A 20,803-nucleotide genomic window follows, 5' to 3' on the forward strand; every position below is an offset into this window, starting at 1 on the left:
TGTAATATGGCAGAGCCATTACCAGATTTAATTGAAGAAATTGTTACCGACAGCATGGGTGATGACCCCGCCACCTTATTGGCCGCGTTAGCCGGGCAAGACGAAGTGTATATCGCATCGCTACTTGAATCTTTGCCTGTAGAAAAGCGTTTGGCGGTGTGGGAAGGTATACCTCGCGACCGCAAACTCGATGTGCTTGTTGAGATGCGTAGCGACCCTCGTGAAATTCTCATCGACAATACACCACATAATGAATGGGCCTCCATTTTTGCTGATATTGATGCCGAAGACTTGCTTGAGCTTCTCGACTCATTGCCAAAGCGACTCGTTGATATGGCTTATGAGTCTCTCGACTCAAAAGAACGTAAGTATTTTAGAGAGGCCACTCAGTTTTCCGATAATCAAATAGGCCACTGGGTAAATCACGAACAGTTGGTGCTGCCTTCAAACGCTAAAGTGCGTGAGGGGTTGCGCTTGCTTAGGCGAGATGTTCCCCAACATTGTGACAGCATCTTTTTGGTTAACCGTTCAGGGCAGTTTTCGGCGTTAGTTAAAATAAACCATTTGTTTACGGCCCAAGATCACGTGTCGCTTTTCGATTTGTCAGAAGAGAATGTAACCACGATCCAAGGCGAAGACGACACCATGAACGCTTCGTTGCTGGTACAGCGCTCTGGGCTTGCCTCGCTGCCGGTCGTTGATGAAAATAATAAGTTGCTGGGCCGCCTTGACGTGTCTTCAGCGAGTGAACTGGTGAATGAATTTTACGAACGCCAGGTAATGTCATCGGCGGGTATGGATGAGGACGAAGATTTATTCTCGCCGGTTGCTAAAAGTGCGAAAAACCGTGCGCTATGGCTAGGCATTAACTTGCTTACTGCTTTTATGGCCTCGTGGTTTATTGGTTTATTTGAAGGCACGCTGCAGCAGGTTGTCGCGCTTGCCGTGCTTATGCCGGTGGTGGCGAGCATGGGCGGTATTGCCGGTAGCCAAACGTTAACCCTTATTGTTCGGGGCTTAGCGCTCGGTCAGGTCACACCGGCTAACTTACGGGCTCTAATGGTAAAAGAGCTGAAGGTGGGCGGCGTGAACGGCGTGATTTGGGCCTTGGTGATTGGCGTTGTCGCGTACTTTTGGTTTACTGACGCCATGTTAGGGGTGGTTATTTGCCTGGCGATATTGTTCAACATAGTCGCGGCGGCACTCGCGGGTGTGTTTGTGCCTGTCATCTTAGATAAATTAAAAATAGACCCTGCGCTATCAGGCTCGGTCATTCTTACTACAGTAACCGATATCGTTGGCTTCGTAGCGTTCCTTGGTTTGGGGACCCTCTTCTTACTTTGATGTTGCGTCATTTATCGCGGCGTCGTTAACCGCTTCAGAGACGGTACAAGGATGTACTGAAGGGATAACCTTGTTATGCCGCTTGCTATACTCCCTTTGCCGCATAGGAAAGCGGTAAAGGTTGTGTATTGAACAAACCTGATAAACAATACGCGCCTTCTAACCCTTTATGTCTTTGGAGCCAGCCTTGTCAAAGCAAGCCAGTGCCGCTCAAGTCGGTGTTATTTGCGCTATTGCCGCATACAGTATGTGGGGCGTTGCGCCTGTTTATTTCAAGCAATTAATGGTGTTGCCGGCAGCTGAAATCCTTATGCATAGAGTGATATGGTCGGTGGTGCTGCTTGTTGGTTTTATCGCTGCGTTAAAGCAATGGCCTAAGGTTGGTGCAGCCTTTCGCAATAAACGGGTTATGCAAATCTTGTTCGTTGCCGGGCTGTTACTCGGGGCTAACTGGCTTTTATTTATCTGGGCGATTAATAACGACCACATCTTGGATGCCAGTTTAGGGTATTACATTAACCCGTTAATTAACGTGTTTTTAGGGCGGCTTTTCTTAGGTGAGCGGTTACGCAACTTACAGCGTGTTGCGGTTGGGCTTGCTGTTGTTGGCGTTGCCATTCTTATCTTCTCTTACGGTCATGTACCTTGGATTGCCTTGGTGCTTGCTGGCAGCTTCAGTGTATACGGCCTGCTCCGTAAGCAAGTGGCGGTAGACTCACTGCCTGGCCTTTTCATTGAAACCTTGATGTTATCGCCGTTAGCGATTATCTACTGGCTATTCTTTGGTTCTGAATATAGCAACCTATTTAATAATGACGCCACGCTAAACACCCTTATCCTAGCAGCTGGTATTGTTACTACAGCGCCATTACTCTGTTTCACAGCGGCAGCAAGGCGCATTATGTATTCAACGCTAGGCTTTTTTCAGTATATCGGGCCAACGCTTATGTTTATTCTGGCGGTATATCTATACGGCGAGCCGCTAGAAGAGTCTAGGCTGGTTACCTTTGGTTTTGTATGGATAGCGCTTATCTTATTTAGTGCCGACTCATTGGTGAATTATCGCAGTCAGCGCAAGGCGCAAAAGCGCTTTGCAGAATAGGTGCTAAAAAAGCAGAGGTCTTGGCTAAAGCAGTGAAGCTTGTTCTTGATAAGACGCCCCTGGCGCTTCGCACTTTACTTGGTTTCTGCCATCGTGTTTTGCCGCGTAAAGCTGTTTATCGGCTAAGCTTAAAAGCTTATCTACCCGTTGGGTATGGGTGCCACTCACGCCAATGCTGCAGGTAACTTTGATATCGGTCTTAGGAAGTTGAATAACTTCGGCTTCTACCACTTTTCTGAAATCTTCTAAGCGTTTGCAGGCGTTCTCTAGTGTTATTGACGGCATGTAAATACAGAATTCTTCGCCGCCAAATCGAGAAATAATTTCGTCAGGGAAATAAAATTCAATTAGCGCTGCTATGGCCTTTAGTACGATATCGCCCGCATCGTGACCATGGGTATCATTGATTGATTTAAAAAAGTCTAGGTCGATAAGGGCTAGCGCATGATTTTCTAGCAGCTTTTGGTGCTGAACCGTTACCATGTAAAAGAAATGACGCCTATTGGGCAGCCCCGTTAAATAGTCTGTATTGGCAACGCGACGAATCTCTTCCACACTTTCAATATACTCAACGTTTTGCATAACCCGGCATAAAAACTCTTCGTGGCAGTAAGGCACACGCAAAAAGTCATTTGCGCCGCTTTTGATGAAGTGGGCCGACATCAACATACCTTTGCCTCCGGCTACTCCCATAATAGCTAGCTGCTCTTTCGAAAAGGCTTTGCGAAGACTAGAAACAAAATGTGTCCCTGTCATGTCGGGAAGTGTGTTGTCGGTAATAACCAGGCGCACATTATTGTGCTCCGACAAACACTGCATTGCATCGGTGGCGGTTAAACATTCAAAAGCGATAAAGTTATGGCGCTGAAGCAGTGAGACCGTTTTCGTTCTTAGTACTCGATTAGTACTTACTACTATTACGCCGGTAGACTTATTTTTTTCGAGTCGGCCAATAAGACGATTTAAGTAATCGTAGTTTTGGGAATTTTCTTTAGGGATATAATCGACAACATCACGTTCGAGGACTTTGTCGCGAATGGCGCTGTCCAAACTCTCGGTAGTGGCTATGGTGGGGATGAAGGATTTCACCGTAAAGTCGATAGCCTCGCCTTTACGGGCATCAGGTAGAGAATACGCTACAATGGCGCACAGAAACGTTTCTGGCGCATCTTTTTGCGAAAAACGCGCCTTACCTTCTGTTAATGAGGTCGCGCCCACGGGCGTAAGGCCCGCGCGACGGACTAATTTCGCAATCAGTTCAAGGTTGCCTTCACCATTTTCAAGGATCAGCACGTGTTGCTGCATACATTTCAACTTAAGGTTAGGCTACCTTGCCAATGAATAATTTTACGCTTTCTCCAGCTTTGCGTAAGCAAGTACTAGCCATTTGCTGCCAAACTCGTCAAAGTTTACTTGAACGCGGCCGTGCTCACCACTTCCTTCATAGTTTAGAACAATCCCTTCACCGAATTTACGGTGAACCACACGCTCACCTAAACTAAACCCGGTTTCTTCAAAGCTTGCATGCGACGTCGCCTGACTAAAGCGATTATGCACTGGGCGGGAAATCGTCGATTTTAGCCTTACTTCTTCCACGCAATCAGAGGGCATTTCGCGAATAAACCGAGACGCCGTATGGTATTTGTCTTGACCGTATAATCGGCGGCTTTCGGCGTAAGTGATATACAATTTTTGCATAGCCCTTGTCATACCAACATAGCAAAGTCGGCGCTCTTCTTCCATTCGGCCAGGCTCATCGTTGGTCATCTGGCTAGGGAACATGCCTTCTTCAACCCCTGCTAAGAATACCAGTGGAAATTCTAGGCCCTTAGCCGTGTGAATGGTCATCATTTGAACGGCATCTTGGTCTTTATCTGCCTGTGTCTCCCCCGCTTCTAAAGACGCATGCGCCAAAAAGGCAGCAAGAGGCGTCATTTCTTCGGCCTCTTCAGGCACGATAAAGGTTTTACAGGCGGTAACCAGCTCTTCCAAGTTTTCTAATCGCGCTTGTGCTTTCTCGCCACGCTCTGCTTGGTACATGGCGTATAAGCCAGATTGTTTAATGGCTTTATCTGCTTGCTGGTCTAGTGGCTCATCTAACGTGGTCTGTTCCAGTTCAGTGATAAGCAATACAAAGCTTTGCATTGCGTTTAGCGCGCGACCTTTAAAACCGCCTTCATTAATAAGTAGCTGACAGGCTTGCCACATAGAACAGTTATGCATGCGCGCGGCGTCACGCACCTGCGATAGGGTTTTCTCGCCAATACCTCGACTTGGTGTGTTTACCACGCGCTCAAAGGCTGCGTCGTCGTGGGGATGGCTAACCATGCGTAAGTAGCCTAGGGCGTCTTTGATTTCTTGGCGTTCAAAGAAGCGCAAGCCGCCGTAAATGCGATAAGCGAGGCCTTCATGAAGTAAGGCTTCTTCTAGAACACGAGACTGGGCATTGTTTCTATATAAAATTGCCGTGTCGCTAAGGGCATTGCCTTGGTTAAGCCAATCTTTAATTTTCGACACGATAAAGCGGGCTTCGTCTAACTCGTTGAACCCCGCGTAAACAGAAATGAGTTCACCTTGTGCGTCTTCAGTCCAAAGTTCCTTACCTAAACGGCCTGTGTTGTTGTCGATAACCGTGTTGGCGGCCTTAAGAATATTGCCCGTAGAGCGATAATTCTGTTCAAGGCGAATGGTGTTTGGCTTATTAAAATCTTTAAGGAAATGCTGAATATTATCTACGTTTGCACCACGCCAGCCGTAAATTGACTGGTCGTCGTCGCCAACAATCATAATATTGTTGTCACCGCCACTACATAGCATACGAAGCCATGCGTATTGAATGTTATTGGTATCTTGGAATTCGTCAACCAGTACCGCGCGGAAGCGGCGCTGATAATGGGCCAATACTTCGGGGTTTTTCGCCCACAGTTCGTGAGCACGCAAAAGCAACTCCGCAAAGTCAACTAAGCCTGAACGGTCACACGCGTCTTGGTATGCGGCATATACCTCTCGCATGGTTTTTTGAATATGATCGCCATGAGTTTCAATGTGCTGAGGACGTAAACCTTCATCTTTGTTACCGTTTATGTACCACTGAATTTGTCTAGGCGCCCAATGTTTTTCGTCTAAATTCATGGCCTTTAGAATTCGGCGAATTAAGCGATACTGATCGTCTGAGTCGATAATTTGGAAGTTCTCAGGCAGGTTGGCTTCAGCGTGGTGCGCGCGCAGCAAACGGTGTGCAAGGCCGTGGAAGGTACCAATCCACATATTGTGCAGGCTGCGGCCCATCAAAGACTCAATACGGCCACGCATTTCTTTTGCTGCCTTATTGGTGAAGGTAACGGCCAATATTGAGAAAGGCGCGATGTTTTCGACTTCCATCAACCACGCTATACGGTGCACTAATACACGGGTTTTTCCGCTCCCTGCGCCCGCAAGTACTAAAGCGTTAGACAATGGGGCTGCTACTGCTTCACGCTGTTTGTCGTTAAGCTCGTCTAGCAGTCGAGATACATCCATAGTGTGGCACCTGTTAGTTGATAGTGTTATACATTCAGCAGCGGGCTATTATGCCATCTGCCTGTTAATTTATACAGTCCAGTTTTGCTGCCGGCTTCCAGCGCGCACGTGTCTGCTGTGAATCGAATGCTTATTGAAACAGTGCCGGTGTAAGAATGCATGCTTATAAATAAGCTACATTGTTTCAACGTTGGTTATAACGGTTATTAGCTATAACGAATTAATTCGATAAATTGATCGAATTGTGCGCTCGGGCGGTATCTCATTGGTATTGAATCGTCTAAAACTCAGGTAAACTTTCACCCTGAATTCAGCTTTTTTGCATTTTACTGCTAAGCCCTAACACGTTTTTTGTAGCAGGCGTTTAGCTATGCTTACAGTCACAATTTCCAGTACACGAGACTTTCATACATTAACGGGACATGCTCATGACCGCACTATCTACGCCCATCGATTTTTGGTCGACGTTAAAACAAGAAGCGCAAGTTGTTGCAGACAAAGAGCCGTTGCTGTCGAGTTATGTTCATGCCAGTGTACTGGCGCACCACAACTTTGAGTCGTCTTTAAGCTTTATTTTGTCAAATAAAATGGCTGATGACGTTATGCCTGCGCTGGCAATTCGCGAAGTGTTCGACGAAGCTTACCTGCTTGAGCCCGGTATCAGCGAAGCGGCCAGTGCGGATATACTGGCGATCAAAGCGCGCGACGCCGCAGTGAATGATTTTTTAACGCCGCTACTGCACTTTAAAGGCTTTCACGCTGTTCAAGTTCACCGCATGGCCCATTACCTTTGGCTTCACGGTCGACATCAACTGGCCTTGTTTCTACAAAGCCGTAATTCAGCAAGCTTTGGGGTGGATATTCACCCGGCGGCCCGCATAGGTAAAGGGGTGATGTTTGACCATGCTACCGGCATTGTTGTGGGTGAAACGGCGGTAGTTGAAGATAACGTGTCTATTTTGCAAAGCGTTACCTTAGGCGGTACGGGTAATGAGTCTGGTGATCGTCATCCTAAAATTCGCCAAGGTGTGCTGATTGGCGCAGGGGCTAAAATCTTGGGCAATATCGAAATAGGCGAAGGTTCAAAAGTCGGCGCAGGAAGTGTTGTCCTTAACAATGTACCTGCCCATGTAACTGTGGTGGGCGTACCTGCGAAAGTTGTTGGGAGACCTGTTTGTGAAAGCCCTTGTGAATCTATGCGCCAAAACGTATTAGAGGACAACTCCCACGTTTGATACCCCTCTAATATTGGGGGGTCAGTGTACTTTAACGCTGCACCCCTTTTGATGCGGGTAAATGTACTCTGACCCTCACTGTTTTTATTTGCTATAGAAAATGCGTTAACTCGCTAAGATTATTCAATGCCACATGAGGCAGCACGCTAACAGGCTCATTGTGTAAGGTCATTGGTCTGTTACACGCAAACCACGCGGCCTGATACCCGGCGTTAATCGCACCGTAGACATCTTTAATTATGTTATCGCCCACATGCAGTATGTGCTTAGGCGCTACATTCAACCGTGCTGCGGCTTCATCAAACATATGCTGTGCGGGCTTCATGGGGCGCGACGTGCTGGCATGCAATATGGTATCGAAATAGCTATCAATACCTATTTTTTCAGCGTTAACATTTCCGTTTGTAATGCCAACTATCGGTAAACTTTTACTGACTGCTTTAAGGGCGTTGTGAACGTCCTTGGCTAGGGTAAAGTCGCTTCTCGCGTCATAGAAACAATTAAAGCAAGCTTCTACCGCTTCCGTTAGCTCGCCTTCTTTTTCCAACTGCGTTGTTATCTTGTCTGGCGCGGTGTTAGAGAGTGCAGCTGTGAGTACTACGCGGCGTAACTGACCCATATCTGACGCTAAGCGTTTGTCTTTAGCAATGGCCGCACGCTTCAGTGACAGCCAGTCGCTAGCGGAGAGTGCTGCGGCATGTTGATGGTGCTTTGCAATGTGTGCTTCTAACGCTTTTTCGGCGCGGCGGATAATAGGGTCGTTATTGTAAAGGGTGTCATCAAGGTCGAATGTCATGGCCTCGACCTTATTGATAGACCTAAAAAACTGCATGGTTACAACCTTAATCTAGCTTTATTTTTTATGCGCCCGGGGGTGAGCTTCATCGTAAACATTGGCGAGATGCTGAAAATCTAAATGGGTATAGACTTGTGTTGTCGACAGGTTAGCGTGCCCTAAAAGTTCTTGTACCGCGCGCAAATCACCACTGGACTCTAATACGTGTGTCGCGAAGGAATGGCGCAATTTGTGAGGGCTAACTTTTTGCGACAGCGAATGCTCTTTAGCCATTTTGTCGAGTCTATTTGCCACTTGTCTGTTAGAAATACGGGTTTTGCGTTTGCTAACAAATACCGCGCTTTCATAAGGCGAAGCGTAAGCAGGTCGCACTTTAAGCCATGCGTTTAACGCTTTTTGTGCGTGACGACCTAACGGTAAAATGCGTTGCTTACTCCCTTTACCCATAACTTTCACCGTGCCGTCTTTAAGGCAGTCGGCCAAATTTAAGCCGGTTAGTTCGCTTAAACGCAATCCGCAGCCATAGAGAAGCTCAAACATAGCCACATCGCGAAGCTGCATTCCTTCGTCTTCATCGCTGCTTTGAGGCGAGGCGTTGAGCAACTGCTGCATTTCATCAACACTTAATTGCTTAGGGAGCGGCTTGCCTTGTTTAGGGGCTTGAATACCTTCTACTGGATTGCTGAAAAGCTGTTGATGTTCAATAAGGTATTGGCAGAATGTGCGAAGGGCAGAGAGCCGAAGGGCAATACTTCGAGGGCTATGTCCCGACATTTTAGCGTCGGCCATGACCCGTTTAATATCGCTTGGCGTTAAGCCTGACCATTCGTACAAACCCAATAGTTTTGCAACTTCAGTTAACTGGCGTTTATAGTTTTTAATGGTGTGAAGAGATAAGCCGCGCTCAACCTGAAGGTGAAGCAGAAATTTATCTAGCCATTGTTGGCAGGGTTCGCTAATAAGCGCGTCCGTAGACACGGCACTTAATATCCCATCATTTCAGGTAGTATGATATTAAGCACCTGCTGTAGTTGCTGTAGCAGCAGTGTATCCATATCAGGCGTAAAGTGGCTGGCGTCGCTACTGCTAATGCCTAAAATACCTAAATCGCGGTTATCGCCAAGTAGCATTAGCGCTACAGATTCCGCAGGACTTTCTCCGAAAAGAAGTTGACGTTCATGCTGAGATAGTCGGCCAAAGAAAAAGTTGGTGTTCTTGAAGCGCTTTTCGGTGAACAGGCGCTGCTGTAACTCAGGAATAGCATGGGGGCCTTTGAAACTTTTGATTACAGCAGATGAAAGCTGTAAACGCTCTTGCAATACATCTTCTAACGTAAACTGGACTTCTGCAACGCTTTCACAGCGTAGAAGCTGTACGTTTAGGTCGGTGTAAACGCGATAGATTTTTTCGTTTTGCTTGGCGATGGTTACCAGTTGATTGAGCTTGAAATTAAGCTGCCTTACTTTTTGTCTCAACTGGTCACTTTGAATTTCAACAAGCGAAACACTGCCTTTGTGTTCATGGGGAAGCTTAATTTTTTCGAGAAGGTCTGGGTACTGAGCAAAGAACTCGGGGTTTTCTAACAAAAACGCGTGCACATCTGTACTCGACAATGTAGAGGTGTCGTTAAATGGCTCAATAATTTGCGTGGCGTTAGATTGCCCCGATAAGTCGTTCATAGATTTATGTGTCCGTCATATACGTGTTCGGCAGGCCCTGTCATTTTTAATACATTATCTGGGCCGGGCCAGCGTATACGTAAACTGCCCCCGGGTAAGTCTACCCGCACGTCTTTACTTAATTTACCCTGTATTTGACCAATTGCAACTGCTGCGCACGCACCGCTTCCACAAGCAAGGGTTTCACCCGAACCACGCTCAAATACTCTTAGCTTAATATGCGAGTCGTTGATGATTTGCATAAAGCCTACGTTCACGCCTTCTGAAAAGCGTTCATGCTTTTCAACTAGCGGGCCAATTTCAGCGACGTTGGCGGTATCGACATCGTCAACTTCCATTACGCAATGAGGGTTGCCCATTGACGCTGCGCCAATGAATAAGGTGCTTTCGCCGACGCGTAAGATATAAGTATTTTCTTGCTTGTTGGCTTTAAGGGGAATGTTAGCCGGTTCGAACTCTGGCTTACCCATATTGACGGTAACTTGCCCGTCTTTCTCTAGGTAAAGCACCATTTTGCCTGCTTTGGTACTCACTACAATTTTGTTGCGGTTTATCAAGCCCTTTTGCTTAACAAAGCGCGCAAAGCAACGTGCCCCATTACCGCACTGCTCTACTTCAGAGCCATCGGCATTGAAAATACGATAATGAAAGTCTTGTTCAGGATCGTAAGGCGGTTCAACCATCAACAGCTGGTCGAAGCCGATACCGAAATTTCGGTCAGCCAGTTGTTGGATTTTTTCTTTAGAGAAAAATACGTTTTGAGTAACGTTATCAATTACCATGAAATCGTTACCCAAACCGTGCATTTTGGAAAATTGAACCTGCATTAAACGCGCATCTATCTTTTTAGTTTGTCTCTAGTTTACGGAAGTTTATGCTCACCTTGCCAGAGATCTTTTTGTTTTTCTCTTTCGCGAACCACAATGGCTTTGTCACCATCTACCATAATCTCCGCTGGGCGGCAGCGGCTGTTGTAGTTCGACGCCATAACAAAACCATAGGCACCGGCACTGCGAACTGCAAGTAAATCGGTGGGCTCAATGGCTAATTCACGGTCTTTGCCTATAAAGTCACCGGTTTCGCACACTGGGCCTACCACATCGTAGGTGTGTAGTTTTGCGGTGCTTTCTTCTTTTACCGGGATAATCTTTTGCCACGCTGAGTAAAGCGCTGGACGCAGCAGATCGTTCATTGCCGCATCGACAATAGCAAAGCTTTTCTCTTCGCCTTCTTTGATGAACTCGACCTCGGTGACTAAAATACCAGCGTTGGCGGCAATAGCGCGGCCCGGCTCAAGGATAAGTTTGAGGTTCTCTCTGCCGACCATTTTTTCAGCCATGGCTTGTGCATAGGCTTTAGGGTGGGGTGGCTCTTCATCGTTATAAGTCACGCCCAGGCCGCCGCCCACATCTAAATGTTCGATGATGATGTTGCGCTCAGCAAGCTCATCAATAAGCACAAGCAAACGCTCTAACGCATCTACGAAGGGACCTATTTCAGTTAACTGAGAGCCAATGTGGCAATCCATTCCCACTACATTCAAATTTGGAAGCGATGCCGCTAGTTCATAAGTCGCCAGTGCGCGCTCGCGCGCTATTCCAAATTTATTGGCCTTTAAGCCAGTTGAGATGTAAGGGTGTGTCTTAGCATCTACATCTGGGTTAATACGCAAAGAAATAGGGGCTTTTACGCCTACTTCACCGGCCACTTCATTAATGCGGTGTAATTCAGGCTCTGACTCTACGTTAAAGCACATAATGCCTTGCTCTAACGCATAGCGAATTTCGTCGTGCTTTTTGCCTACGCCAGAAAAAACCACTTTGCTAGCGTCGCCACCGGCTTCTATAACGCGGGCGAGTTCACCGGCTGAAACAATATCAAAACCTGAACCCAGCTTCGCTAATACACTTAATACGCCAATATTAGAATTAGCTTTAACGGCATAACAAACCAGGTGAGGGTGCTCACCAATGGCATCGTTAAAAGCGTGCCAATGACGTTCTAACGTGGCTCTTGAATAAATATAAACCGGCGTTCCGTGCTGAGCTGCAATATCAGAAACAGCGACCTCTTCAGCGTGAAGCTGACCTTGGCTGTAGGCGAAATAATCCACTAATTCTGCTCTCCAGAGGTAGGTGCGGGGAATGTGTTGTTTATGTCAGAAGACGAATCAGCGTCTTCAGAGGGCGCTGGTTCAGCAGGGGTGTTTTGCGCAGGCGCTTCAGGAATATAGAGCGCTCCTTTGTAACCACAACCACCTAATGCCGTGAGCGTTAGCAAAAAAACAACTGACTTTTTAAGCACGAAAAATCCCGCGAAGAATACGATAAATGCCGCTATCATCGCATTGCGGTGTTAAATTGCAAGAGCCAATAATCGTTCTTGTGTTTTATCGCCGTATTGAACGTTTTTCCAAAGGGCATCGCATAAGCGTTGGGTGTCAGAAAAGTCTCTGCGTTTAAGCCAGTCAATGAGGATGTTTGGGTTATCTGGAAACGTAATTGCTTCGTTTGCTGGTGCTTCCAGCCACTCTTCAACAATGTCAGTATCTAACTGAAAAAGCGTTTGGCACAAGTCCAATTGGTTAAGCGTTAAAACGTTAGATAGCTGCTCAAACTGTCCGTGTAATGGCTTAATTAGAAGCTTTTTGCCCAGTTGCAGCGCTTCACTTGATAGCTCAAAGCCACCGTTTGCAATGACACCACTACAATGTTGCAAGGCCTTCTGAAAATGTTTCTTCGACGTGGGGTGCCAGTGAATGTGACCTGCCTCTTTAACGTCTTCGATATTAGGATGGAAGCACTCAAACACTTGGTCGCTCAATGGCTCAAGCATTTGCTGTATATCTTCTATTTCCTCGAACGGTAAGTAGACCAGTACATGTCCGTTGCCCGAGGTTAGTGCTGGTTTTTCTGCCACAAACGGCGGAATGATAGGTTGGTTGAAGTGGTACCAATGAACACCTAATTGAAGCTCCGTAGGGGCGAATACCTTCATCAACAGGGCGTCAAAAATCGTATTGCCGCTTTTGGGAACATCGTAAGCAAACGCTGCTTGGTGACTGATGGATATTGAAGGTAACCCTTGGCGCTTAGCGGCCCATGCGGTGACAGGTTCAAAATCATTAACCAATAAATCGTATCCGTTGGTATCAAAGGCTTTAGCGTCTTTTAGAAGCTGGCTAATATTCGCTTGTTTAACTGTGGCCCATTTGTCAACGCGACCGCCTTTGGTGATAAAGCTCAGCCCGGTGAAGGTTTGATAGTCACCAAATACATCCATGTCGAAATACTTTTCTGGCGCACGGCCAGTAAAAACAAAATCTACGCTGACATCGTCGCGTTCGGCGAGGGCGGCAGCCATAATTCGCGCACGCGCAATGTGTCCATTTCCGGTGCCTTGCACACCATACAATAATTTCATACTACCCCAGAATGTAAATACTCAATGTCGCTATCGTGCAGCCAAGTAAGGTGCCGGCTATGACATCAGATGGATAGTGCACACCTAACAACACGCGTGATAAACCAATCAGCGCCGCCCAACTATATGCAAGCACAGCGAAAGGAGGGTAATAGTGCGCAATAATTGAAGCCATTAGCGTCGCTGCTGCAGTATGACCGGAAGGCAATGAAAACTTATCCGACGGTGTGACATGTGCCGTTAAATTCATTAGAAAATCGCAAGGGCGCGGGCGCTTGAACATTTTCTTAAGCAGCACATAAATAGGTAATTCAAGCGCATAAGCCATCAGCGCTGTATAAAGGAAGAGCTCTCCGTGCTCAGGCTCGAAAGCCCATAGCAGCATACCGATAACAAAATACAGATATCCATCGCCCGTTTTCGACAGCCAAATAATACTGCTGCAGTCTCTTTTCTGCGTCAGTCTATAAAGGCGATAAAATAAGTTAGTATCGTACTTGGTCAAGGATTTCATCAACATCGCCTTGTCCCCTATCGGTTAATTACTGTACAGGCTAAAGTTTGTCTGTGACCAGTGGGTGACGAAAAAAAGAAACTTTTTTGACAGCACGCTTCTTCTCACTCTCCATTACAGCGCTTTTTAAAACTACAGATTGGTGTGGTTAAAAGCTAAGCAAAATACGTGCTCATGTGATGGCTTAAAGGTCTACTTCATGAACTTTATTGATGAATGGTAAAAATTCGACGAAAGGCGTTAAATCAAACGTTTGCATCACTACATTTAATGCTATGCTAGGTCAAGAGGTGCAATTAGCGCTTTGTTTTCAACTAATTTTAGTCTTCTCAATTTTAGTAAGGCAGAACAATGGAATACAACACATCTGAATTATGCGATTTGTTTGCTGATAGCGTGGACGTGGTAGACCCGATTTTCGCGAGCTTTGGCGGCAGGTATTCCTTCGGTGGCGAAATAACCACGGTTAAGTGTTTTGAAGATAGGGGGCTTATTGATCGCGTGCTTGCTCAGCCTGGTGCTGGAAAAGTATTGCTTATCGATGGTGGTGGCTCAAGTCGTAGGGCTTTGTTTGATGCATCATCTGCTCAGGTTGCTATCGACAATGATTGGGAAGGCGTAGTTATTTACGGCAGCGTACGTGAAGTGGATAGCCTGGCAGAACTTGATATAGGCGTATTAGCTGTAGCTGCTATTCCTGTGAATGCCGAATGCGAAAGTGTTGGCGAAGTAGACCTGCCGGTGAATTTTGGTGGCGTGACATTTTTGCCTGAAGACCATCTTTATGCCGATAGCACAGGCGTTATTCTTTCTCCTGAGCCGCTAGATTTAGATTAACGCTCGCACGCGAGAAGACGCTAGCTGCTTTGAAAAACAAAGAAATAGAAACGGAGGCATCATGCCTCCGTTTCTATTTCCGCCTACCACTATTTAAGCGTGGCCTGCGCCGGTATACCTGATGTGAAACTACTAATTTGATTCGTCAAACACTTGGTTCAGATACATAGCAATGCGAATGCCCGCCATTTGTAAACGCTTTTTAGCGGTAGGCAAATGGTTGTACAAATAATCGTAGCTCATGTTATTCGCATCTTCTGGATAAATGGTATCGCGAATAGCGGTGCTTTCTTCAATCCACACCATAGGGTCGGTGGTTGCCCAACTGCGAATTTCTTTTGTGCCTATCGTTTTTGTTAGCCATTGTGTCCATTCTGAGTAAGACAAGTCGCGCTGGTCTAGCATTTGCGAATCCCAAACGCGGTGAAGATTAGAGTCTTGCCAGAAGAAACGCACTTTTACGTCGTTGCCACCACGGTCAGTGCCGTTGCCTGCGTGAAGAGGTTGATGAAGATCGCCAATAATGTGTACGATAAACTGAAGTGCTAAGCGCTTTTCTTCAACACTGGCTGTGTCGCTTTTTAGGGTTTCGGTAAATTGCTTTAAAGCGGTAACCGCATCACCTTGTTTAGGTGCACTTACTTCATTATACGTTGTGCCCTCAGGCACAGTCACATAATGCCAAGGGCTAGCTGTTTTTTGCCAAAATTCGCTGGGGTTCGAGCGCATTTCATCTGCATGGGTAGAAGCTTCTGCTAACGAGCCATGAGGCAGTAGTTCCATAAGTGCGGCTTGTGATAGCGGGCTAAGGTACTGCTCGGCGATAGCGCCGGTTACTCGGTGGCCCGTTTGGCCCCAGCCAAAGGCGGGTGAAGCAACGCAAAGTGTTAAAAGGGTGCTCAGCGCAACAGCGCACGTCCTGTTTGCAAACGCGAACATGGTTATACCTCTGAATGTTTAGACGATTGGTAGCCCCACCTGGCGACAAGAGATTGTTCTATGCCAAGATGGTCAAGTATACGCGCCACGACAAAGTCCACTAAGTCTTCGATAGTTTTCGGATTGTGATAGAAGCCTGGCGCGGCGGGCATAATAGTAGCACCCATTTGCGAAAGCTTGAGCATATTTTCTAAATGGATAGAAGAAAGCGGCATCTCACGTGGCACCAATATAAGTTGCCCTCGCTCTTTAAGCACTACGTCAGCCGCTCGCTCAATCAAGTTGTCGCTTGCGCCAATACTAATGGCCGATAAGGTGCCGGTTGAGCAGGGGCATACCACCATTTTCGACGGTGCGGCTGAACCTGAAGCCACAGGAGAAAACCATTCCTCTTTACCAAATACTTTGATTTGATCGGGCTTAGCATCGCAGTGTTTGCTAAAAAAAGCGGCAGCATCTTCAGGACGCGCTGGAATTTTTACGTCCTCTTCGGTAGCAAAAACAACCTTCGCGGCTGAAGAGATAAGAACAAATACTTGATAGTCAGCATTAACCAGTGACTTCAATAGCGTAAGTGCGTACGGCGCGCCAGACGCGCCCGTAATAGCAAGCGTAACTTGCTTGTCGTGTTTCATTACATTGCCTCTGTAGGCACTACGTCTGAGTATTAGCTTTTTTAGCTGTAGCTAATTTTAAGACTCGTGCTTTCTATAATTTAAATTTCGACGCTAAGGCATCTAAAATTCGGCCGTGGATCCCTTCGAAACTGCCGTTACTCATCACAAGTATGTGATCGCCTGGTTGTGCTACGTTGCAAACGCCCTGAACGATCTTCTCTACACCTTTGAAGCACTGAGTTGGCGCGTTACTGTGAGCAACCGAGTCAACTAGCGACCAGTCCATTCCCTCTGGTTCGTAAAGGTAAACCTCATCTGCTTTTTGCCACGAATTTGCTAATGTATCTTTGTAAATGCCCATTTTCATGGTGTTTGAGCGAGGCTCTAGCACCGCCAAAATTCGCGCATTACCCACTTTTTTGCGAAGACCATCTAACGTGGTGGCTATCGCTGTAGGGTGGTGAGCAAAGTCATCATAAAGCGTAATACCATTTACCTCGCCTTTTACTTCCATTCTGCGTTTAACATTTTTAAACAGAGATAGCGCGTCAATGGCATCCGTTAGGGTGACACCTGCGTGGTGCGCTGCGGCGATTGCCATCAGCCCGTTGTCTACGTTGTGTTGACCAACGAGTGACCAGTTAACGGTACCGACTATAACGCCGTTATGTAGAACGTTGAACTCACTGCCGTCTTTTTTAAGTAGTTCAGCATGCCATTCTTTGCCTAGTGATTGGCGCGAGGACCAGCAGCCTCGTTTAAGCATATCTTCAATAGAAGGCGTGTTATTAGGGGTAAGTATTAGGCCGTTTTCAGGTACCATTCTCACTAAATGATGGAACTGGGTTTGAATGGCCGCAAGGTCAGCAAAGATATCGGCATGGTCGAATTCAAGGTTATTGATCACCAAAGTCTTAGGGCGATAGTGCACAAACTTAGAGCGCTTGTCGAAAAACGCACTGTCGTATTCATCGGCCTCGATAACGAAAAAGGGGCTGTCACCCACGCGTGCCGACACACCAAAATTCTCCGGAACGCCGCCAATCAAATAGCCTGGGTTAAGGCCCGCGTGTTCTAAAATCCACGCAACCATGCTGCTTGTTGTGGTTTTCCCGTGAGTACCTGATAGACCAATCACCCAGCGATCTTTAAGCAGGTTATCCAGCAGCCATTGGGGGCCGCTAGTGTAGGGCAGGTTGCGATTGAGTACATACTCAACGGCGGGGTTTCCACGGGACATAGCGTTACCAATCACCACCATATCAGGCGCTGGGTCAAACTGGCTTTTACAGTAGCCTTCGGTAAGCTCGATGCCTAATGCTTCTAACTGTGTGCTCATGGGTGGATAAACGTTTTTATCTGACCCTGTAACTTTGTGGCCTAGTGACTTAGCAATGGCGGCGATGCCACCCATAAAACTTCCACAAATGCCTAAAATGTGTACATGCATAGCGCATTCTCTATGAATTATCATGTTGTTGGCGATACTGTATCAGAACCTCATGGCGTATAGATAATTCAATTTTCTTCACCGGGTTAATGCGTTAATCCTTTATACAACGCAGCGCTTAAAAAATTTCACAACATTCAAACTGGTATGGTGTGTGTATGACATTTTACTGGTGTGTTCCACTTAACCAAGAACACGGTTACAATCTAACCACAGGTGACTACCACCTGTGTGCTTTCAGTTAAAAGCCAGTAAGGAAAGCTGAGCAACTGTAAGTACAACACCCTACACACGAAAAAAAGGCTTACACTTAATGAAACGTTTAAATTCCCAATTGCAACAAGATGGTGCACCGCTTGAGTTAATTTTACTCATTCGTACACTGCTAGCGGGCTGTAAAGAAATTTCTTTCCGCGTGAGTCAAGGCGCACTTGCTGGCGTGCTCGGTTCAACCCTTTCAGAAAACGTACAGGGCGAAACACAGAAAAAGCTCGACGTTATCTCTAACCACATACTAAAAGACACGCTTAGGGAATCTGGCTACGTTAAAGCCATTTCGTCTGAAGAAGAAGATGATGTTGTGCCTTGTGATCCTGAAGGTAAGTATTTAGTTAGCTTCGACCCGCTTGATGGTTCGTCAAATACCGAAATTAATAGCCTTATCGGTACCATATTTTCTATTACCCATGCGCCGCAGTGGATGAAACCAGACGACCCGTCGGCATTTCTACAGCCTGGTACGCAAATGGTTGCGGCAGGTTACGTGCTTTATGGCCCATCAACCATGCTTGCATTGACCACAGGTCGCGGCACACATATTTATACCCTTGATAAAACCCACGGTGGTTTCCTGCTTACTCACCCAAATATTCAGGTGCCAGAACAAACCTCTGAGTTCTCGATTAACGCCTCTAATCAGCGTCATTGGGAGCCGGCAATGCAGGCATACATTGCCGATCTTCTTGCAGGTAAAGATGGCCCTCGAGGCAAAAACTTTAATATGCGCTGGGTAGCGGCAATGGTGGGGGATATTCACCGCTTGCTATGTCGTGGCGGCATTTTTATGTATCCGTTTGATAACAGAGACCCGTCAAAGCCGGGTAAGTTACGTTTGCTGTATGAAGCCAACCCAATGGCGTTTTTGATGGAACAAGCCGGGGGTAAAGCGGAAACCGGCACCGGGCGAATTCTAGAAGTAATGCCTGAAGAAATTCACCAGCGTGTACCCTGCATTATCGGCTCTAAAGAAGAAGTTGATATGTGCTTAAGCTACAACGACAACGCGAAGTAATGGAAAAAATGGCCCTGATGGGCCATTTGGTTTTTAAAAAGCAGCAAAATTTAACTAAAAATAAAGAGATTAGTACGACATGGGTCGTAAAGCGTTTTTATTTTGCCGCTGTCACCGTATACTTACGACCAAAATTTTTAATCTATCATTGAAAGGACCTAAGAATGAGCTTGAGTGCAATTTCTGCTGGTAAAAACGTACCAGACGAAGTAAATGTGATCATCGAAATTCCAGCGCACGCTGACCCGGTGAAGTACGAAGTAGATAAAGACTCAGGTGCACTATTTGTTGACCGCTTTATGGCAACTTGCATGCACTATCCAACAAACTACGGTTATGTAAACAACACATTGTCTGAAGACGGTGACCCAGTTGACGTTCTAGTGATGACACCATTCCCACTACTTGCGGGTTCTGTTATCAAATGTCGTCCAGTTGGCGTACTAAACATGACTGACGAGTCTGGTAAAGATGCAAAAGTACTAGCGGTTCCTGTAGACAAGCTTTCTACTATTTACCGTGACGTTAAAGAAATTGCAGACGTACCTCCGCTTCTTCTTAAGCAAATTGAGCATTTCTTCGAGCATTATAAAGATCTTGAAGAAGGCAAATGGGTGAAGATTGACGGTTGGGCCGACGCTGCAGCTGCAAAAGAAGAAATTACCGCAAGCATCGCGCGTTTCGAAGCAGAATAATTCACGCTGCTTTAAATTGATGATACAAAGGGCTGGTGTAATACCAGCCCTTTTTGTATGTGGCTAAAAAGTGAAGATTGAAAACGACAAGCAAAAGCCGATACAAAAAAGCGAACAAAATACTCAACGATAGAGAGCAGTATGATCCACCATAAATTATCCATGACTTCATTGTTTGCTGTAATAATGATGGTTGTAACTTTCAACGCACTGGCAGATGAAGCGCCTGTAAAAGCTCCTGTAGAGGTATATTGGGAAGACTTGGTGCCCGAGGGCTTTAATGAGCTCGCGCCACCTTCAGTTCAACACAATGGCGAGATGAGTCAGCTTCAGCCTGACGCACCCGTTGTCGATACCTTTGATGGTAAACGGGTGAAAATCCCGGGTTTTGTTGTGCCGCTAGAAGGTACGGCAGAGCTAACCACTGAGTTCTTACTTGTTCCATATTTCGGAGCCTGTATCCATGTGCCCCCACCGCCGTCTAATCAAATTGTTTACGTAAAATTTGAAGAAGGTGTGCGCATAGATAATATTTACGATGCAATTTGGGTAACCGGCGAACTGTCGACTGACGGTTGGAAAGGCGACATTGCGTCTGTAGGTTATCGCTTGACGGGCGAAGCGGTTGAAGGGTTCTAACAAAAGCTAGCCTTAGTAGGCTAGCTCTGCGTATAAATCTGTTCAGCGCGGTTAAACAGAAGCCAAGACGTTAAAATGTACTTGTCGTTACTTTTTGGAATTTGGCCGCGATGCGTGTGAGTAAAATAGGCAGGCGCAATCACCATTCTGCCTGCTTTAGGCTTAACCGCACGGTTTTGATAATAAAACTCCGTCTCGCCGCCTTCTTCCACATCGTTTAAGTAGTACATAAACAGCAATACGCGGTGCAGTGCGTCGTTATGTTGAAGCTGTGGATAGACCTCTGAATGCCAGTACGGGTAGCCACCATTGCCCGCGGTGTAGCGCTGTGCATTTACATCGCCGACCCGAAACAGGTAATTCACCAAATTCGCCAAATTGGGTTTGCCCACTTCATCAAAATTTTCACCTGTTACTTTTACCGGTTCACCAGTTTTGGGATGGCGTACGGTCAAGCCAATAGGCCCAACAAGCGCAAAGTAGTACTTTTCAATGTAGGAGACCAGCTGCTGCCCAGTGTGCTGCATCACTTGTTGAAATAAGTCTTTAAATTCCGGGTTGCGACTTATCGATACATCCATGCTGCGCTTTTTATCTAAGTCGACGCCACCACCGGTGCGGCCTTGAGACAAATTAGGGCTGCTTTCAAAGCGTTCCATGAGTTGTTTGCACAGCTCTGGTGGTAACACATCATCAATAACTTCAATTAAATCGCTCATGGAG

The 20,803-nt window shown here is 46.5% G+C and carries 21 protein-coding genes; 7 read left to right on the forward strand and 14 right to left on the reverse strand.

Going from position 1 to position 20,803, the window contains the following annotated elements; all coding sequences use genetic code 11:
- The first annotated feature begins 6 nt into the window (after window positions 1-6).
- Both MADE_RS00950 and rarD read left to right on the forward strand, forming a co-directional pair.
- Entirely contained in the window at window positions 7-1,344 is a 1,338-nt protein-coding gene (locus MADE_RS00950) for a magnesium transporter (protein WP_012516717.1), read from the forward strand.
- A 187-nt stretch (window positions 1,345-1,531) separates the two neighbouring features.
- Window positions 1,532-2,446 (forward strand): EamA family transporter RarD, encoded by a 915-nt coding sequence (gene rarD / locus MADE_RS00955; RefSeq protein ID WP_080652882.1) that lies wholly within the window; start codon window positions 1,532-1,534, stop codon window positions 2,444-2,446.
- A gap of 24 nt (window positions 2,447-2,470) precedes the next feature.
- On the opposite strand, the gene MADE_RS00960 is transcribed toward rarD, so the two are convergent.
- A complete protein-coding gene (locus tag MADE_RS00960) occupies window positions 2,471-3,751 on the reverse strand; it encodes a GGDEF domain-containing response regulator (protein WP_012516719.1) in 1,281 nt (426 codons plus the stop codon).
- 42 nt (window positions 3,752-3,793) lie between these two features.
- Window positions 3,794-5,965 carry a DNA helicase II gene (gene uvrD, locus MADE_RS00965; RefSeq protein WP_012516720.1) on the reverse strand — a complete coding sequence of 724 codons (2,172 nt, stop codon included), beginning with the start codon at window positions 5,963-5,965 and terminating at the stop codon, window positions 3,794-3,796.
- A gap of 428 nt (window positions 5,966-6,393) precedes the next feature.
- On the opposite strand from uvrD, the gene cysE reads away from it, so the two are divergent.
- A complete protein-coding gene (gene cysE / locus MADE_RS00970; protein WP_012516721.1) occupies window positions 6,394-7,200 on the forward strand; it encodes a serine O-acetyltransferase in 807 nt (268 codons plus the stop codon).
- Between the two features lie 91 nt (window positions 7,201-7,291).
- Here the strand turns inward: cysE and MADE_RS00975 are convergent, their stop codons facing one another.
- From MADE_RS00975 to MADE_RS01010, 8 genes are read right to left on the reverse strand one after another with little or no spacing between them, the layout of a single operon-like run.
- Window positions 7,292-8,032 carry an HAD-IA family hydrolase gene (locus tag MADE_RS00975; protein ID WP_015065945.1) on the reverse strand — a complete coding sequence of 247 codons (741 nt, stop codon included), beginning with the start codon at window positions 8,030-8,032 and terminating at the stop codon, window positions 7,292-7,294.
- 21 nt (window positions 8,033-8,053) lie between these two features.
- Window positions 8,054-8,974: a tyrosine recombinase XerC gene (gene xerC, locus MADE_RS00980; RefSeq protein WP_012516723.1), complete on the reverse strand. Its 921-nt coding sequence runs from the start codon at window positions 8,972-8,974 to the stop codon at window positions 8,054-8,056.
- Between the two features lie 5 nt (window positions 8,975-8,979).
- Entirely contained in the window at window positions 8,980-9,675 is a 696-nt protein-coding gene (locus MADE_RS00985) for a DUF484 family protein (protein WP_012516724.1), read from the reverse strand.
- On the reverse strand, window positions 9,672-10,502 hold the full coding sequence (gene dapF, locus MADE_RS00990; RefSeq protein ID WP_012516725.1) for a diaminopimelate epimerase: 831 nt from the start codon (window positions 10,500-10,502) through the stop codon (window positions 9,672-9,674). The genes MADE_RS00985 and dapF overlap by 4 nt, the downstream gene beginning before the upstream one ends.
- Before the next feature lie 35 nt (window positions 10,503-10,537).
- Entirely contained in the window at window positions 10,538-11,788 is a 1,251-nt protein-coding gene (gene lysA / locus MADE_RS00995; RefSeq protein WP_012516726.1) for a diaminopimelate decarboxylase, read from the reverse strand.
- Window positions 11,788-11,979, reverse strand: coding sequence for an LPS translocon maturation chaperone LptM (gene lptM, locus MADE_RS01000; RefSeq protein WP_232363092.1), 192 nt, complete (start codon window positions 11,977-11,979; stop codon window positions 11,788-11,790). The genes lysA and lptM overlap by 1 nt, the downstream gene beginning before the upstream one ends.
- 51 nt (window positions 11,980-12,030) lie before the next feature.
- Entirely contained in the window at window positions 12,031-13,098 is a 1,068-nt protein-coding gene (locus MADE_RS01005) for an MJ1255/VC2487 family glycosyltransferase (RefSeq protein ID WP_012516728.1), read from the reverse strand.
- 1 nt (window position 13,099) lies between these two features.
- Entirely contained in the window at window positions 13,100-13,612 is a 513-nt protein-coding gene (locus MADE_RS01010) for a phosphatase PAP2 family protein (protein ID WP_012516729.1), read from the reverse strand.
- A gap of 351 nt (window positions 13,613-13,963) precedes the next feature.
- Here MADE_RS01010 and rraA point away from each other — a divergent pair, with 351 nt between their 5' ends.
- A complete protein-coding gene (gene rraA, locus MADE_RS01015) occupies window positions 13,964-14,449 on the forward strand; it encodes a ribonuclease E activity regulator RraA (protein WP_012516730.1) in 486 nt (161 codons plus the stop codon).
- Between the two features lie 132 nt (window positions 14,450-14,581).
- On the opposite strand, the gene MADE_RS01020 is transcribed toward rraA, so the two are convergent.
- The 3 genes from MADE_RS01020 to mpl all read right to left on the reverse strand — a co-directional run bounded on the left by MADE_RS01020 (window position 14,582) and on the right by mpl (window position 17,455).
- The gene (locus MADE_RS01020) at window positions 14,582-15,388 is read right to left on the reverse strand and encodes a S1/P1 nuclease (protein WP_012516731.1); all 807 of its coding nucleotides are present in this window, start codon (window positions 15,386-15,388) and stop codon (window positions 14,582-14,584) included.
- 2 nt (window positions 15,389-15,390) lie between these two features.
- The gene (locus tag MADE_RS01025; protein WP_012516732.1) at window positions 15,391-16,023 is read right to left on the reverse strand and encodes a flavin prenyltransferase UbiX; all 633 of its coding nucleotides are present in this window, start codon (window positions 16,021-16,023) and stop codon (window positions 15,391-15,393) included.
- A gap of 73 nt (window positions 16,024-16,096) precedes the next feature.
- The gene (mpl, locus tag MADE_RS01030) at window positions 16,097-17,455 is read right to left on the reverse strand and encodes a UDP-N-acetylmuramate:L-alanyl-gamma-D-glutamyl-meso-diaminopimelate ligase (protein WP_012516733.1); all 1,359 of its coding nucleotides are present in this window, start codon (window positions 17,453-17,455) and stop codon (window positions 16,097-16,099) included.
- A 313-nt stretch (window positions 17,456-17,768) separates the two neighbouring features.
- On the opposite strand from mpl, the gene MADE_RS01035 reads away from it, so the two are divergent.
- The 3 genes from MADE_RS01035 to MADE_RS01045 all read left to right on the forward strand — a co-directional run bounded on the left by MADE_RS01035 (window position 17,769) and on the right by MADE_RS01045 (window position 20,080).
- Window positions 17,769-18,746, forward strand: a complete 978-nt coding sequence (locus tag MADE_RS01035; RefSeq protein ID WP_012516734.1) for a class 1 fructose-bisphosphatase — start codon at window positions 17,769-17,771, stop codon at window positions 18,744-18,746.
- 164 nt (window positions 18,747-18,910) lie between these two features.
- Window positions 18,911-19,441: an inorganic diphosphatase gene (gene ppa, locus MADE_RS01040; protein ID WP_012516736.1), complete on the forward strand. Its 531-nt coding sequence runs from the start codon at window positions 18,911-18,913 to the stop codon at window positions 19,439-19,441.
- Between the two features lie 141 nt (window positions 19,442-19,582).
- Window positions 19,583-20,080, forward strand: a complete 498-nt coding sequence (locus MADE_RS01045) for a DUF3299 domain-containing protein (protein ID WP_012516737.1) — start codon at window positions 19,583-19,585, stop codon at window positions 20,078-20,080.
- Window positions 20,081-20,100: 20 nt separating this feature from the next.
- Here the strand turns inward: MADE_RS01045 and MADE_RS01050 are convergent, their stop codons facing one another.
- The gene (locus tag MADE_RS01050) at window positions 20,101-20,799 is read right to left on the reverse strand and encodes a 2OG-Fe(II) oxygenase (protein ID WP_012516738.1); all 699 of its coding nucleotides are present in this window, start codon (window positions 20,797-20,799) and stop codon (window positions 20,101-20,103) included.
- Window positions 20,800-20,803 lie beyond the last annotated feature (4 nt).

This window comes from Alteromonas mediterranea DE, from assembly GCF_000020585.3.
Lineage (GTDB): Bacteria > Pseudomonadota > Gammaproteobacteria > Enterobacterales > Alteromonadaceae > Alteromonas > Alteromonas mediterranea.

Bases quoted from the DNA above. Each gene is read 5' to 3' on its own strand.
- MADE_RS01045 (WP_012516737.1), top strand. From the start codon at position 19,583: ATGATCCACCATAAATTATCCATGACTTCATTGTTTGCTGTAATAATG.
- MADE_RS01050 (WP_012516738.1), bottom strand. From the start codon at position 20,799: ATGAGCGATTTAATTGAAGTTATTGATGATGTGTTACCACCAGAGCTG.
- MADE_RS00960 (WP_012516719.1), bottom strand. From the start codon at position 3,751: ATGCAGCAACACGTGCTGATCCTTGAAAATGGTGAAGGCAACCTTGAA.
- cysE (WP_012516721.1), top strand. From the start codon at position 6,394: ATGACCGCACTATCTACGCCCATCGATTTTTGGTCGACGTTAAAACAA.
- MADE_RS01035 (WP_012516734.1), top strand. From the start codon at position 17,769: ATGAAACGTTTAAATTCCCAATTGCAACAAGATGGTGCACCGCTTGAG.
- mpl (WP_012516733.1), bottom strand. From the start codon at position 17,455: ATGCATGTACACATTTTAGGCATTTGTGGAAGTTTTATGGGTGGCATC.
- MADE_RS01005 (WP_012516728.1), bottom strand. From the start codon at position 13,098: ATGAAATTATTGTATGGTGTGCAAGGCACCGGAAATGGACACATTGCG.
- MADE_RS01020 (WP_012516731.1), bottom strand. From the start codon at position 15,388: ATGTTCGCGTTTGCAAACAGGACGTGCGCTGTTGCGCTGAGCACCCTT.
- dapF (WP_012516725.1), bottom strand. From the start codon at position 10,502: ATGCAGGTTCAATTTTCCAAAATGCACGGTTTGGGTAACGATTTCATG.
- MADE_RS00950 (WP_012516717.1), top strand. From the start codon at position 7: ATGGCAGAGCCATTACCAGATTTAATTGAAGAAATTGTTACCGACAGC.
- MADE_RS00985 (WP_012516724.1), bottom strand. From the start codon at position 9,675: ATGAACGACTTATCGGGGCAATCTAACGCCACGCAAATTATTGAGCCA.
- MADE_RS01010 (WP_012516729.1), bottom strand. From the start codon at position 13,612: ATGAAATCCTTGACCAAGTACGATACTAACTTATTTTATCGCCTTTAT.
- ppa (WP_012516736.1), top strand. From the start codon at position 18,911: ATGAGCTTGAGTGCAATTTCTGCTGGTAAAAACGTACCAGACGAAGTA.
- MADE_RS00975 (WP_015065945.1), bottom strand. From the start codon at position 8,032: ATGCAGTTTTTTAGGTCTATCAATAAGGTCGAGGCCATGACATTCGAC.
- rraA (WP_012516730.1), top strand. From the start codon at position 13,964: ATGGAATACAACACATCTGAATTATGCGATTTGTTTGCTGATAGCGTG.
- MADE_RS01025 (WP_012516732.1), bottom strand. From the start codon at position 16,023: ATGAAACACGACAAGCAAGTTACGCTTGCTATTACGGGCGCGTCTGGC.
- uvrD (WP_012516720.1), bottom strand. From the start codon at position 5,965: ATGGATGTATCTCGACTGCTAGACGAGCTTAACGACAAACAGCGTGAA.